Below are 12,435 nucleotides of genomic sequence, written 5' to 3' on the forward strand. Positions count from 1 at the left end.
CGGAGGTTTTTGTCCCCGCCGCCCGCCGGTCCGGTATGGAGTACACCACACTCGGTTCGACCGGCATGGAAGTCAGCCGCCTCTGTCTGGGTTGCATGAGCTTCGGGACCTCGGAGTGGCGCGACTGGGTCCTCGACGAGGACGAGGGTCGGGAGATAATCGAGCGGGCCATCGACCTCGGCATCAACTTCTTCGACACGGCCAACATGTACTCGATGGGCGAGTCCGAGCGCGTCCTCGGCAACGTCCTCGCGGACTACGAGCGCGACGGGCAGGTCGTCGCCACGAAGGGATACTTCCAGATGGACGACCGGAACCCCAACTCCGGCGGCCTCTCGCGGAAGGCCCTCGAACAGGAACTGTCGAACTCCCTCGACCGGTTGGGGATGGACACGGTCGACCTCTACCAGATTCACCGCTGGGACTACGACACCCCCATCGAGGAGACGTTGCGGACGCTCGACGACGCCGTCCGGCGCGGCCAGATCCGGTACGCCGGCGCGTCGTCGATGTGGGCCCACCAGTTCGCCGACTCGCTCCGCGTCAGCGAGCGCGAGGACCTCGCCCGGTTCGAGACGATGCAGAACCACTACAACCTCCTCTACCGGGAGGAGGAGCGCGAGATGCTCCCGCTCTGTGACAAGGAGGACGTCGGGGTCCTGCCGTGGAGTCCGCTGGCGCGGGGCTACCTCACGCGGCCCCACGAGGAGTTCGAGGCGACGACGCGCGGCCAGACGGACGACTACGCGCGGGAACACCCGTACTTCGAGGGCGGCGGCCGCGAGGTCAACGAACGCGTCGAGGAGCTCGCCGGGGAATACGACGCCACGATGGCCCAGATAGGGCTGGCGTGGCTGCTGGACAAGGACTGGGTGGACGCCCCCATCGTCGGGACCACCAGCGTCGAACACCTCGAACAGGCGGTCGAAGCGCTCGACATCGACCTCTCGGAGAGCGACGTCGAGTACCTCGAGGCACCCTACGAGCCGGTCCGGGTGTCGGGACACGAGTGAGGGCGGTCCTGTCGACCGGCCGCCCCTTGTGTCGCTCGAGTTAAATATGTCTCCCGTCCTCCGGGTAGCATGTACGACGTCCCGTTCCAGAGCGACATCGAAACGCCGTTCGCCGACAGCGTCGTGAGCACCGCCCGGACGAGCCTCGGGGACACGCTCCGGAGCGTCATCTACTTCACGCCCTCGGCGATGGACCTCCTCTACGTCCGGTCGGACCTCTACGAGTCCCGTGAGACCGCTCTCGAAGCGAAGTCACGGCTGGTGGAGTTCGAGCGAGTGGGGTTCGCCGAGGCCCCCGTTCGGACGGCGCTTGCCGTCCCCGCCGAGGCGGAGAGCATCGGCCCGTACGAGTTCACCGTCCGCGTCCACGAGGACGGGTTCGTGGCGCGGATTCTCGGCGACGACGCCGGCGTCATACTGACGACCGACGACATGGACGTGGACGCCTTCGAGGACGCCGCGGCCGCTATCACGTCGTTGCTGTCGGAGTGAGTCAGGGGACGCGACCGCCCGCCGTTCCGGGCTGGTCGGTGCCGGACTGCTCGTGGGTGTGGTGGAAGAACCGTATCAGCGGCGTCCCCTCGTCGTCGCTGACCGGTTGGAAACAGACCCGACGGTACCGGTCGTTGTCGAGGAGGTTCACCATCAGACCCTCGTCGTGGAGCGACACCGACTCGAACGCCGCGCCGCAGACCGGACAGACGACCGGCTCGTCCTCGGCGTCTGCCGTGCCAGTCACGCCCGCACCTCGTCGGCGACCCGCCGCATCGTCTCGAACTCCCCGTCGTCGTAGGCGATGAGACGCACGTCGGTCAGCGACGCCGGCTCGAACGCCGCCAGTTCCTCGCAGATGATGCGGACCCCGTCCGCGAAGTCGTAGCCCGCGATGCCACACCCGATGGCCGGCAGGACCACCGACTCGCAGTTCAGCGCGTCGGCCTCCGCCAGCGCGTTCCGCGTGGCGTCGCGGATGCTCTCGCCGGTCGACCGACCGCCGGGCGGCATCGCGGCGGCGTGGACGACGTAGTCGGCGTCCAGGTCGTAGGCGTCCGTGGTGGCGACGCCGCCGAGTTCCACGGGCCCCTTCGCGACGGCTTCGTCGTCGATGCCCGACCCGGCGGCGCGCTTGAGTGCGCCCGCGACACCCGACCCCATCCGGAGACTCGTGTTCGCAGCGTTGACCAGTGCGTCCGCGGACTGGGCGGCGATGTCGCCCTGGATGACCTCGAACTCCATGCCAGACGGTGAGACCGTCACCGTGAAAGAACTACGGGGCCGTGCGACCCCCTCTCACGCCAGCCCGAAAGCCGTCGAGTCCCTACCACGAGTATGGACCTGCTCAGGATGGAGTGGCGCGACGTGGGGTTCGTCCACTGGCCGGTCGACCCGGAGACGGTTGCGGCCACCCTCCCCGAGGGCCTCACCGTCGACACCTACGACGGACGGGCGTGGCTCGGCGTCGTCCCGTTCGAGATGGCCGACATCCGTCCGCGCGGGAGTCCCATCGGCCGCTCGTTCGGCGAGTTGAACCTCCGGACCTACGTCACCGACGGCGAGACGCCGGGGGTGTACTTCTACAACCTCGACGCCGACGACCGCCTGAGCGTGGGCATCGCCCGCCGTCTGTTCGAGCTGCCGTACTACCGCGCGTCGATGGAGATCGCCCGCCGGGACGGCGAGGTGCGGTTCCGGAGTCGGCGGACCGACGCCCGCGCGCCCGCGGCGGACTTCGACGCCACCTACGGTCCGGCGGCCGACAGCGAACCCCGCCGGCCGGACCCGGGGAGCCTGGCGGCGTTCCTCGTCTCCCGCTATCGGTTCTACGTGGCCGACGAGGACGGGCGCATCTACCACGCCGACATCGACCACGACCCGTGGCCCCTGCAGGAGGGCACCGTCGAACTGCGTCACAACGACCTGTTCTCGGCCAACGGGTTCGAAGACCCGACCGGCGACCCGGTGGTCCACTACAGCCCCGGTATCGACGTCACCGCCGGCCGCCTCCACCGGGACTGACCCGGCGCCGCGCCGCTACACTGATTGTCCTGCCCACCCCATCGTGTCACGTGTTCTCGACCCGACCGCTCACGGTGACCGTCGACGACGTCTGTTTCTGCCACTGGCCGGTCGACGCGGCGGCGCTCTCGCGGTCCGTCCCCGACTGGCTGACCGTCGAGACGGTCGACGGCGACGCGTGGGTGTCGGCGGTCGCCCACACCGTGACCGGCGTCGCCTCGTTCGGCGTCGACCTGACGCGCCCGGCCGAGGCCGTCAACGTGCGGACCTACGTCCGCGGCCCGGACGGCCAGCGGGGCGTCCGCTTCCTCGCCGTCTTCACCGACGACCCGCTGACGGCTGCCCTCTCGCAGCCCGCGCTGCGCCTCCCGTACCGCGAGGGGCGCCTCGACAGACGGCCCGACGACGGGGAGTACCGGACCCGGCGAACGCTCGACGTCGACGGTCGGCGAGTCCTCGACGTCCGGTACACGCCCGGGGACGGGGAACCGACGACGGCCCCGCCCGACTCTGTACCCGCCTTCCTCGTCGAACGGCACCGCTACTTCGCGACGGACGCGTTCGGGACGCGTCTGGTCGGCAGCGTCGGCCACGACCCGTGGCCGCTCGGCAGCGTCGACGCCGACGTGTCGGGGTCGCTCCCGTCGGCGCTCGGGCTGCCGGACCCGGCGGGACCGCCGCTCGTCCACTACAGCCCCGGCACCGAACTGGGCCTCTCGCCGCCGCGGCCCCTGTGGCTCGACTGACCCCGACACTTTAGAACTCCCCGCGCGTGGACAGTTGTATATCGTGACGGACGTCGACAGGGTCAGCGGGTGGGCGGGCGTGGCATCGGTGCTGCTGACGAACGTGGCGACGGTGGGCGCCACGCTCGCGTCGCCGTCGTTCGCGTGGACCGGCAACGCGCTCTCGGACCTCGGGCAGCCCGGGACGACCGTGGCGACGCCGGTGACGACGTTGCTGTTCGACGGTGGCCTCGTCCTCGGCGGCGTCGTCGGCCTCGGGTTCACGTACGCGCTCTGGACGACCGGGGAGAACGTCGTCGAACGGGCTGCGGTCCTCCCCTTCGCGGTGGCGCTGGTCGGGATGGCCGGCGTCGGCGTCTTCCCGTCGAGCCAGCCGCTGCACGCGCCCGCCGCGCTGACGCTGTACCTCGGGTCGATGGTCGCGATGGCCGTCTACGCCCTGGGGAACGCACTGGCCGGCGCGTACGGACGCGGGGCCGTGACGCTGGGGTTGGTCCTCGCGCACGTCGGCGTCTGGTGGTGGTGGGCGAACGGCGGGGCGCTGACTCGCGGGGGCCTCGCCGTCCCCGAACTCGCCGGCGCACTCCTGTTCAGCGCGTGGGTCGTCTGGACCGCCCACTGGCACCTGACGGGAGACCGAGCGCCCGGCGAGTCGGGACTCGCGGCCATGGTGTAGCCGTCGCTATCGAACGCGAGTCTCGGGGCCAAACAGCTAAGCCACCGCCGCCACTGGTCCAGTTCGACATGGCTGCCATCGAGACGACGGCGCTGACGCGCCACTTCGGCGACGTCGCCGCCCTCTCCGACCTCTCGCTGACCGTCGAGGAGGGGGCGCTGTTCGGACTGCTCGGCCCCAACGGCTCCGGGAAGACGACGACGATAGAACTGCTGACCGGCCAGCGCGAACCGACCGGCGGGTCCGCCCGCGTCGTCGGACTGGACCCCGCGACGGACCCGATGGGCGTCAGGCGGGCTATCGGCATCCTGCCCGAGCGCGAGGACCCGCCGAGCTTCCTCACCCCTCGGGAGTACCTCACGTTCGTCGGCGAGGTGCGTGACGTGTCCGCGGTCGACGAGCGCATCGAGACGTGGGCCGAGCGCCTCGACTTCGCGGACATCCTCGACGCGCTCTCGACCGGGCTCTCGGAGGGCGAGCGCCAGCGGGTGATGCTCGCCGCGGCGTTCCTCCACGACCCCGACCTCGTGTTCATCGACGAACCGCTGGTCAATCTGGACCCCATCATGCAGGAACAGGTCAAGCGCCAGCTGGCGGACTACTGTGCCCGCGGCAACACGCTGTTCCTCTCGACCCACTACGTCGACGTGGCCGCCGAACTGTGCACCCACGTCGGCATCGTCGAGGACGGCCGCCTCGTCGCCGAGTGTGACCCACGCGAGATGAGCGAGGACGAACTGCTGTCGTACTTCGTCGCCGAGGTGGGCGGCGAGAGCGCGGAGGTCAGCGCGTGACCGGCGCGCTGTTTCGCTGGATGGTCCGCGAGGAGTGGCGCCTGCATAGCCACCTGTTCGGGGGGCGTCGCTTCGCGGCGTTCCCCCTCGCCGTGGCCGCCCTGACCGCCGTGGGGACCTGGCTCCTCTCTGTCACCGGCACGCCGCCCGAGAGCGTCGCCGGCGGACTGGTCGCGCTCGTCGGCTTCTTCGGCCTGCAGGTGGGCACCATCGGGCTCGTCGGCCGGGACGCGCTGCGGGACGTGCTGGGCGACGTGACGTTGCTGGTGTTCTCGGCGCGGACCCTCCCGCTGTCGTGGCGGCGCCTGCTCGCAACGTTTCTCCTCAAGGACGTCTGTTACTACGCCGGCCTCGTCCTCACGCCGGCCGTCGCGGGCTTCGGCGTCGTCGCCGTCGCGTCGGGGCTCCCCCCGGCGAGCGTCGCGCGCCTCTGGGTCGCGGTGTGCGTCGCGTTCGCCTCCGGCGCGTCGCTGAGTCTGTCGCTGGTCGCGCTGGCGAGTCGGAGCCGACTCGCCCTGCTCGGCGTCCTCGCGGTCGGAACGGCCCTCGTCGTCGCGGGCCCCGTCGACCCGGTGGCGTACACGCCGTACGCGCTGTACGCCGAGGGGACGCTCGCCGGCGTCGTCCGCGGCCTGGTCCCGATGGCCGTCCTCGCCGTCGTCGGCGTCGGGCTGTTCGAACCGGTCGACGACGACGCGTCGGGCCGCCGTCGGACGACCGACGGCCTGTTTACCGGCGTCTCGGACCCGCTCACCCGCCGCGCACTGCTGTCGGTCGCACGCTCGTCGGGGTCGGTCGGGAAGGTCGCGTTCTCGATGGGCGTGCTGTTCGCGGTCACCGCGCTGCTGCTCGGTCAGGTGACCGCCGGGACGGGCGTCACGCCGCACTCGGGCATCGCCTTCGGGACGCTGCTCGGCCTCGGCGCGTTCACGACCTACAGCTGGGTGACGCAGTTCGCGTCTCCCCGGGAGTACCTCCGGTTCCCGGTCACCTACGCCGCCGTCTTCGCCGGCACGCTGCGGGCGTACCTCGTGCTCTCGCTCGCGGCCGGCGTGGGCTACCTCGCCGTGGCGACGCTGTGGTTCCCGGCGGGCCGACTCGTCGTGGGCGTCCTCGTCCTGCCCGGCGTGGCCCTCTACGTCTTCGGCGTCTCGGCGTACCTCACGGGGCTGGCGCCGAACGAACTCCTGTTCGACACGGTGCTGTTCGCGGCGTTCGGCGCAGCGCTTGCCGCCCTCGCGGTGCCGCTGCTCGTCGCCGCACTGGTCGTCGCCGCCGCGCCACAGGCGGCGGTCGTCGGCGCTGTCGTCCTCTCGACGGGTGCCGGCGGCGTCGGCTGGCTGCTGACCCGCCGGGCGGGGCCGCGGTGGGAACGACGGCTCCGCGGCGCGTGACGCGGTCACGAGCGGTCTTCTGGCAGTCCCAGCCCCTCTCGGCAGAGACCCCCGGTCAGAGCCACGATGGGGGCCGGATACGTCGGGTCGCTCGCCGACACTGAGACGGTGGCACATGGGGCTCTCCGTGCGTCGAGACGTCCGCCTGAGACGGGTTTTTGACGCCGGACGCCCTAGCGGTGGCGATGACAGTTCGGGGCGTTATCGTGGACCTGGATGGGACCGTCTATCACGGCGACCGCCTGTTGCCCGGCGCCGCCGACGCCGTCGACCGGTTGCGCGAACGGGGCACGTCGCTGTGCTTCTTCTCGAACAACCCGTTGCACGACGGCGCGGAGTACGTCGACCGACTGACCGAGCTGGGCGTCGACGCCCGGCCGGGCGAGGCCTGCTCGTCGGCCGTCGTCACGCGCGAGTACCTCGAGGCGAACCACGCCGGCGACGCCGTCTTCGTCGTCGGGGCGCCCTCGCTCCGCGACCGGGTTCGGGCGACCGACGCGGAGCTCGTCTCGGACCCCCGGGCCGCCGACGTACTGCTCGCCTCGTGGACCGACGAGTTCCACTACCGCGACATGGTCGACGCTCTCCGGGCGATAGACGACGAGACGGTCTTCCTCGGCACCGACCCGGATCGGACGTTCCCGGACGAGGACGGCAACCCGACGCCGGGGTCGGGCGCGATAATCCGGGCTATCAGCGGCGTCGTCGAGCGGGACCCCGACCTCGTGCTGGGGAAGCCGTCCGACGCGGCCGTCGAGGCGGCTCTCGAACGGGTCGGGTGTGCCCCCGAGGAGTGTCTGGTCGTCGGCGACAGGCTCGATACGGACGTCGCCATGGGCGAACGCGCGGGCATGGAGACGGTGCTCGTCAGGACGGGCGTGAGCGACGACGCGGACGTCGCGCGGAGCGAGGTGACGCCCGACCACGTCGTCGACTCGCTGGCCGACGTCACGGCCCTGCTCGACGGCCGTCGCTGAGGGGTTCGTGTAACTTCACCTACGAATTTATGCCCCAGGCAGTCCTACGACCGACCGGTGATACCGATGCCCAAAGACATCCTGATGATAGTCGGCGACTTCGGCGAAGACTACGAGATAATGGTCCCGTTCCAGACGCTGCAGACCGTTGGACACAGCGTCGACGCCGTCTGCCCGGAGAAGGCGGCGGGCGACACCATCAAGACGGCCGTCCACGACTTCCGGGGCGACCAGACGTACATGGAGTCCCGCGGGCACAACTTCGAACTGAACGCGACGATGGCCGACGTCGACCCGAGCGACTACGACGCCCTCGTCGTCCCCGGCGGACGGGCGCCGGAGTACCTTCGGACCCACGACGAGGTCATCGAGGCCGTCCAGCACTTCTTCGAGGCCGACAAACCGGTGGCGGCGCTGTGTCACGGTCCGCAGATTCTCGCGGCGGCCGGCGTCCTCGACGGCTACGAGATGACCGCCTATCCGGCCTGCCGGGCCGAGTGTGAGGCCGCCGGGTGTGCGTGGGTCGACGGCGTCACCCGCGACCGGAACCTCGTCACCGGACAGGCGTGGCCCGACCACCCGGAGTGGCTCGACGAGTTCATGACCCTGCTCGGGGACGAGGTCAGCCACGGCGACGCGGCGGTAGCCGCCGACGACTGAGCCGCGATGAATGGTTAGCAGGATAATATTTGTATAGCCCGCTCCCCAACGATAGGGTGTGATGGCCGCGTCCACCGCGCTTCTGGGCCTGTTCGCGCTGGCGGGCATCGCGCTCCCGGCGATGCTCTACCTCCTGCTCAAGGGCGGGCAGAGCCGTCGAGTCGAGGCGAACCGCTGATATCGGACGGCTACGGGTGGTCGGGTGACCGCGAGGTGGCGACGTCTCTGTGTCAGGCCGACCGGAGTAGGTGGACGGCCCCGCTCTCGCCCGTGACTCCCTGTTTGTCGGTGGTACAGACGAGCAGTTCGCCGGCCGGCGTCCGCCCGAACGAGAGCACGTACGACCCCAGTCCGTCGCCGTCGACCGGCACGGCCCTCACCGGCCAGCGCTCGTCGCCGCGGTCCGTCGCGACGAAGAAGGTCCCCTGTGCCCGCCAGTCGGCGAAGACGTAGCGGCCCTGGAGGACCGGGACGCCAGCGCCGTCGTAGAGGTACCCCCCGATGACGGAGATGCCCGACACCTCGCCCCCGTCGTGGGGGTACTGGACGACGGGGTCCACCAGCGGGTCGCCGTCGGGCGTCTCCGTCGGGCAGTCGTCCGCACGGAAGCAGTTGGCGCCCTCCCTGACGTTCCAGCCGTAGTTGCCGCCGCGTTCGACCACGCTGACCTCCTCCCACTTCGACTGGCCCACGTCGGCGACGAAGAACCGCCCGTCGGGGCCGAACGAGAACCGCCACGGGTTCCGGAACCCCCACGCGAACTGCTCCGGTAAGCCCGCCTTACCGACCAGCGGATTGTCGTCGGGGACCGCGTACGGTCGCCCGTCCGCACCGTCGCCGTCCACGTCGATGCGGAGGATGCTGCCCAGCAGGTTCTCGGTGACGTCCTGTCCGTTGCCGCCGTCGACCTCGTCGTACCAGTCCTCAACGTGACCCCGACCCTGGTCGTTGCCGGCCCCGCCGTCACCGACGGCGACGTAGAGGTAGCCGTCCGGGCCGAAGGTGACGGCGCCGGCGTTGTGGTTGCTCTGTGGCTCCGGGATCTCGAGCACCGTCCGCTCGCTGTCGGGGTCTATCGTCCGGTCGGCCACGTCGAACTCCGAGAGGACGAACGTGTGCGAGTAGTCCTCGGGCGTCCCCTCGCGCCGTGGGGCGCTGTACCGGACGTACGCTCGCCCCGAGCCGTCGTAGTCGGGGTGGAACGCCAGGCCCAGCAGCCCGCGTTCGTCGTAGCCGCCCACGTCCACCATCCGGTCGGTGACGTCGAGTGCGACCTGTGGGTCGGCGTCGGCCCCGTCGACGACGGACACCTGTCCGGCCTGGTCGACGACCCAGTACTCCTCGCTGCGCGGCACGACCACGTCGAGCGGCGAGGTGAACCCCGCGGCTACGGGGTCGGCATGGAGGTCGAGCGAATCGAGCGACGGGTCGCTCGTGCTCGTCGTCGTCACTGTCGGTTGTCCGCTCCCCGCCCCGCCGTGGACGCACCCGGCGAGGGCCGTCAGCGCCAGTCCGCTCGCCTCGAGGAATCGGCGTCGCGTCGTAGGGTCCATGCCGGAGTCAGGGGGGCCGGAGGCAAGAGTGTTCGCCGGCGGCGAATAAACTCAGAACAACGGGAAAGTGTACCGTCGTCGAACCCTTTATGAAACGGCTGGCGTAATGGACAGAACGACTATGGTCGACAAAACGGACCTCCGCGAACAGTTCACAGAGGCCTTCGAAGGCGCAGACTACCCGATATCCAGTCCGATGGACCTCGTCCCGGCACTGCCGAGCGGCCCGTCCACTAAGTTCGAGTCTGGCGATTTCTCGATGACCGCGATGGAACTCAACACCAAGCTCGACGGGGAGTTCCCCTACGAGAGCGTCGACGACTTCGTCGACGACGTGATGGAGTCGCTCGAGAGCCAGGACCTCATCTAGGCCGTCAGCAGGGACGGGCGAGCGACGGCGACGACCAGCGCGACGGCGAACACGCCGAGCGCGAGGACGAGGTAGTTCGCGACGGTGTTGTCCGCCCGCGTCAGTCCCAACGTGTAGTTCTTCCCGGAGAGCGGCCAGAACGGCGCGATGCCGGCGGGCGTGACCACGTCCGCGAGCAGGTGTGAGACGATGCCGGTCAGGCCGACGGCGAGGCCGAACGCCGCCAGTCGCGTCGCCGTGGCGACGCCGCTCGCGGACCCGACAACCCACCCGGCGCCGCCGAGGACGAGGCCCACGGCGACTGCGAACAGCAGCGTGTGGGTGACGCCGCGGTGACTGACGAGGGGGACGCGCTGGTCGTAGTCCGGGACCGGTGCCAGCGCGAGCGAGAGCGCGCCGCCCGCCACGGCGAGGCCCGGTGCGTCGAGGAGCAGGAGCCCGAGGCCGAGCGGCGCGTAGGCGAGCAGCGCGGCCCCGTAGTGACCCGGTCGGTACATGACTGCACGCTGGCGCTCCAGCCGCTTGTAGCTGGCGTGTCGCGGTACCCTTGCGGTTTATGTAGAGTGCTTTCAAAGGCCCTGTATGTTCGTGACGCCGGGGATAGACCTCCTCGTGGAGACGTTCGGCCCCTTCCTCATCCCGGCGACGCTGTTCGCCCTCGGTGCCATCGGCTACCTGTTCCTGTGGTTGCTGACCCGGTCCCAGCGCGAGACGTACGCGGCCGACGACGAGTGAGCCAGCCGAACGCGGCGGTTTAGTACCGCCACGCTTTTGCATTAGACTCGTCTAATTATTTCCATGTTGAGTGCGAAGATGGAGGACTACCTGAAGGCTATCTACCGGCTCGAGCGGGAGGGGGAGCCGCCCGTCGCCACGTCGACCATCGCGGAGACGCTGGACGTGACGCCGCCGACGGCGACGAGCATGGTCGAGAAGCTCGAGGACCGCGACCTCGTCGAGCGGGAGAAGTACAAGGGCGTCACGCTCACCCCGGAGGGGGAGACGGTCGCGCTGGAGGTCATCCGCCATCATCGACTCCTGGAGACGTTCCTCACCGAGGAGCTGGGGTACGACTGGTCGGAGGTCCACGAGGAGGCCGAGATACTGGAACACCACATCAGCGAGGAGTTCGAGCGCCGGGTGGCCGCCGCGCTGGACGAACCGGCCGTCGACCCCCACGGCGACCCGATTCCCAACGACGAACTCGAACCCATCGACGACCACGCGGCGTCGGCGCTGGCCGACCACGGCGAGGGCGCTCGGCTGGAGGTCGCCCGGGTGCGGGACCGCGACTCCGAGGAGCTCACCTATCTCGACGACGCCGGCATCACGCCGGGCACGAGACTCGTCGTCGACGAGGTCGCCCCGATCGGGATGGTGACGGTGCGCCTCGACGGCGGCGAGACCGTCTCTCTCCCGGACCACATCGCCGACGCGATTCAGGTTCGATCGCCGGAGGACGCCGCCGCCGACGGGGTGAGCGAGGTGTGAGCGAGGCGACGTGGCTGACCGTCCTCGTCGTCGCCGCCGGCGCACAGCTGGCCGTCCTCCCCGGCGAGAAAGTGCAGTTCATCATCGCCGGTCTGTCGACACGCTTCAGCCCCTACATGGTCGTCGCGGCCGCCGGGGCCGCCTTCGCCGGCTGGACCGCCGTCGAGATATGGCTCGGTCAGACGGTGACGACGCTGCTCCCCGGAATCTACCTCGACGCCATGACGGCGGCCCTGTTCCTCGTCTTCGCCGTCCTGTTGGTCCGGACCGCGCCGGCGTCGGACGCTCCCGAGCGGGAACCCGCCAGCGGCGTCCTGACCGACGGCGGCGAGCTCGACGTGCGCGTGCCACTTATCGACCGGAAGGTGCCGAACGCGATGGGCGGGTTCCTCCCGATCTTCGCGATGATGGCCTTCGGCGAGTTCGGCGACAAGACCCAGCTGGTCACCATCTCGCTGGCCGCCCAGTACGCCAGCTTCCCGACCGCAATCTGGACCGGCGAGATGCTCGCCATCATCCCCGTGAGCATGCTCAACGCGCTGTTCTTCTACCGCTTCTCGCACTCCTTCGACGTCCGGAAGGCGCACTTCGCCGGGGCGGCGCTGTTCCTCTTCTTCGCCGCGGACTTCGCCGTGAACGTCCTCTTCGGGGTCTCCGTCTGGGAGACGGTCGTGGGCGCGATGGCCGGCGCGCTCCCATTCTGACCGACGGTGAGACTCATTAGGCAGGCCCGAGGAGTTCGGGT

17 protein-coding genes are annotated in these 12,435 nt (G+C 70.0%); 13 read left to right on the top strand and 4 right to left on the bottom strand.

The window, feature by feature from the left end; genetic code table 11:
* Positions 1 to 35 precede the first annotated feature (35 nt).
* Both ACV7GQ_RS08940 and ACV7GQ_RS08945 read left to right on the top strand, forming a co-directional pair.
* Complete coding sequence (locus tag ACV7GQ_RS08940; RefSeq protein WP_470309904.1) at positions 36 to 1,013, top strand: aldo/keto reductase; 978 nt, start codon at positions 36 to 38, stop codon at positions 1,011 to 1,013.
* A 69-nt stretch (positions 1,014 to 1,082) separates the two neighbouring features.
* Entirely contained in the window at positions 1,083 to 1,505 is a 423-nt protein-coding gene (locus ACV7GQ_RS08945; protein WP_470309905.1) for a DUF7522 family protein, read from the top strand.
* A gap of 1 nt (position 1,506) precedes the next feature.
* Here ACV7GQ_RS08945 and ACV7GQ_RS08950 read toward each other — a convergent pair whose 3' ends face one another.
* Entirely contained in the window at positions 1,507 to 1,752 is a 246-nt protein-coding gene (locus ACV7GQ_RS08950) for a DUF8145 family protein (protein WP_470309906.1), read from the bottom strand.
* Positions 1,749 to 2,249, bottom strand: a complete 501-nt coding sequence (locus ACV7GQ_RS08955; protein ID WP_470309907.1) for a macro domain-containing protein — start codon at positions 2,247 to 2,249, stop codon at positions 1,749 to 1,751. Before ACV7GQ_RS08955 ends, ACV7GQ_RS08950 begins: the two co-directional genes overlap by 4 nt.
* 93 nt (positions 2,250 to 2,342) lie before the next feature.
* Between ACV7GQ_RS08955 and ACV7GQ_RS08960 the strand changes: the two genes are divergently transcribed.
* The 7 genes from ACV7GQ_RS08960 to ACV7GQ_RS08990 all read left to right on the top strand — a co-directional run bounded on the left by ACV7GQ_RS08960 (position 2,343) and on the right by ACV7GQ_RS08990 (position 8,276).
* Entirely contained in the window at positions 2,343 to 3,029 is a 687-nt protein-coding gene (locus tag ACV7GQ_RS08960) for a YqjF family protein (RefSeq protein WP_470309908.1), read from the top strand.
* A 50-nt stretch (positions 3,030 to 3,079) separates the two neighbouring features.
* Complete coding sequence (locus ACV7GQ_RS08965) at positions 3,080 to 3,775, top strand: YqjF family protein (protein ID WP_470309909.1); 696 nt, start codon at positions 3,080 to 3,082, stop codon at positions 3,773 to 3,775.
* Positions 3,776 to 3,818: 43 nt separating this feature from the next.
* Complete coding sequence (locus ACV7GQ_RS08970) at positions 3,819 to 4,451, top strand: DUF998 domain-containing protein (RefSeq protein ID WP_470309910.1); 633 nt, start codon at positions 3,819 to 3,821, stop codon at positions 4,449 to 4,451.
* A 68-nt stretch (positions 4,452 to 4,519) separates the two neighbouring features.
* Positions 4,520 to 5,245 carry an ABC transporter ATP-binding protein gene (locus ACV7GQ_RS08975; protein WP_470309911.1) on the top strand — a complete coding sequence of 242 codons (726 nt, stop codon included), beginning with the start codon at positions 4,520 to 4,522 and terminating at the stop codon, positions 5,243 to 5,245.
* Positions 5,242 to 6,639, top strand: a complete 1,398-nt coding sequence (locus tag ACV7GQ_RS08980) for a hypothetical protein (RefSeq protein ID WP_470309912.1) — start codon at positions 5,242 to 5,244, stop codon at positions 6,637 to 6,639. The genes ACV7GQ_RS08975 and ACV7GQ_RS08980 overlap by 4 nt, the downstream gene beginning before the upstream one ends.
* A 185-nt stretch (positions 6,640 to 6,824) precedes the next feature.
* Positions 6,825 to 7,616 (top strand): HAD-IIA family hydrolase, encoded by a 792-nt coding sequence (locus ACV7GQ_RS08985; protein WP_470309913.1) that lies wholly within the window; start codon positions 6,825 to 6,827, stop codon positions 7,614 to 7,616.
* 66 nt (positions 7,617 to 7,682) lie between these two features.
* A complete protein-coding gene (locus ACV7GQ_RS08990) occupies positions 7,683 to 8,276 on the top strand; it encodes a DJ-1/PfpI family protein (RefSeq protein WP_470309914.1) in 594 nt (197 codons plus the stop codon).
* Positions 8,277 to 8,506: 230 nt separating this feature from the next.
* On the opposite strand, the gene ACV7GQ_RS08995 is transcribed toward ACV7GQ_RS08990, so the two are convergent.
* Positions 8,507 to 9,829: a PQQ-dependent sugar dehydrogenase gene (locus tag ACV7GQ_RS08995; protein WP_470309915.1), complete on the bottom strand. Its 1,323-nt coding sequence runs from the start codon at positions 9,827 to 9,829 to the stop codon at positions 8,507 to 8,509.
* A gap of 121 nt (positions 9,830 to 9,950) precedes the next feature.
* Here ACV7GQ_RS08995 and ACV7GQ_RS09000 point away from each other — a divergent pair, with 121 nt between their 5' ends.
* Complete coding sequence (locus ACV7GQ_RS09000) at positions 9,951 to 10,199, top strand: MTH865 family protein (RefSeq protein WP_470309916.1); 249 nt, start codon at positions 9,951 to 9,953, stop codon at positions 10,197 to 10,199.
* On the opposite strand, the gene ACV7GQ_RS09005 is transcribed toward ACV7GQ_RS09000, so the two are convergent.
* Positions 10,196 to 10,696 (bottom strand): metal-dependent hydrolase, encoded by a 501-nt coding sequence (locus ACV7GQ_RS09005; protein ID WP_470309917.1) that lies wholly within the window; start codon positions 10,694 to 10,696, stop codon positions 10,196 to 10,198. The genes ACV7GQ_RS09000 and ACV7GQ_RS09005 overlap by 4 nt on opposite strands.
* An 85-nt stretch (positions 10,697 to 10,781) precedes the next feature.
* Between ACV7GQ_RS09005 and ACV7GQ_RS09010 the strand changes: the two genes are divergently transcribed.
* From ACV7GQ_RS09010 to ACV7GQ_RS09020, 3 genes are all read left to right on the top strand, one after another.
* Positions 10,782 to 10,934, top strand: a complete 153-nt coding sequence (locus tag ACV7GQ_RS09010) for a hypothetical protein (protein ID WP_470309918.1) — start codon at positions 10,782 to 10,784, stop codon at positions 10,932 to 10,934.
* 63 nt (positions 10,935 to 10,997) lie between these two features.
* Positions 10,998 to 11,690, top strand: a complete 693-nt coding sequence (locus ACV7GQ_RS09015; protein ID WP_470309919.1) for a metal-dependent transcriptional regulator — start codon at positions 10,998 to 11,000, stop codon at positions 11,688 to 11,690.
* Positions 11,687 to 12,394: a TMEM165/GDT1 family protein gene (locus tag ACV7GQ_RS09020; RefSeq protein ID WP_470309920.1), complete on the top strand. Its 708-nt coding sequence runs from the start codon at positions 11,687 to 11,689 to the stop codon at positions 12,392 to 12,394. Before ACV7GQ_RS09015 ends, ACV7GQ_RS09020 begins: the two co-directional genes overlap by 4 nt.
* Positions 12,395 to 12,435 lie beyond the last annotated feature (41 nt).

The sequence above is a fragment of the Haloarcula sp. MBLA0163 genome (assembly GCF_055632435.1).

What these genes read in the sequence shown, in the direction of transcription:
- ACV7GQ_RS08955 (WP_470309907.1), bottom strand. Translation starts at nt 2,249, where the DNA reads ATGGAGTTCGAGGTCATCCAGGGCGACATCGCCGCCCAGTCCGCGGAC.
- ACV7GQ_RS08975 (WP_470309911.1), top strand. Translation starts at nt 4,520, where the DNA reads ATGGCTGCCATCGAGACGACGGCGCTGACGCGCCACTTCGGCGACGTC.
- ACV7GQ_RS08960 (WP_470309908.1), top strand. Translation starts at nt 2,343, where the DNA reads ATGGACCTGCTCAGGATGGAGTGGCGCGACGTGGGGTTCGTCCACTGG.
- ACV7GQ_RS09015 (WP_470309919.1), top strand. Translation starts at nt 10,998, where the DNA reads ATGTTGAGTGCGAAGATGGAGGACTACCTGAAGGCTATCTACCGGCTC.
- ACV7GQ_RS08990 (WP_470309914.1), top strand. Translation starts at nt 7,683, where the DNA reads ATGCCCAAAGACATCCTGATGATAGTCGGCGACTTCGGCGAAGACTAC.
- ACV7GQ_RS08945 (WP_470309905.1), top strand. Translation starts at nt 1,083, where the DNA reads ATGTACGACGTCCCGTTCCAGAGCGACATCGAAACGCCGTTCGCCGAC.
- ACV7GQ_RS08940 (WP_470309904.1), top strand. Translation starts at nt 36, where the DNA reads ATGGAGTACACCACACTCGGTTCGACCGGCATGGAAGTCAGCCGCCTC.
- ACV7GQ_RS09005 (WP_470309917.1), bottom strand. Translation starts at nt 10,696, where the DNA reads ATGTACCGACCGGGTCACTACGGGGCCGCGCTGCTCGCCTACGCGCCG.
- ACV7GQ_RS08995 (WP_470309915.1), bottom strand. Translation starts at nt 9,829, where the DNA reads ATGGACCCTACGACGCGACGCCGATTCCTCGAGGCGAGCGGACTGGCG.
- ACV7GQ_RS09010 (WP_470309918.1), top strand. Translation starts at nt 10,782, where the DNA reads ATGTTCGTGACGCCGGGGATAGACCTCCTCGTGGAGACGTTCGGCCCC.
- ACV7GQ_RS09000 (WP_470309916.1), top strand. Translation starts at nt 9,951, where the DNA reads ATGGTCGACAAAACGGACCTCCGCGAACAGTTCACAGAGGCCTTCGAA.
- ACV7GQ_RS08985 (WP_470309913.1), top strand. Translation starts at nt 6,825, where the DNA reads ATGACAGTTCGGGGCGTTATCGTGGACCTGGATGGGACCGTCTATCAC.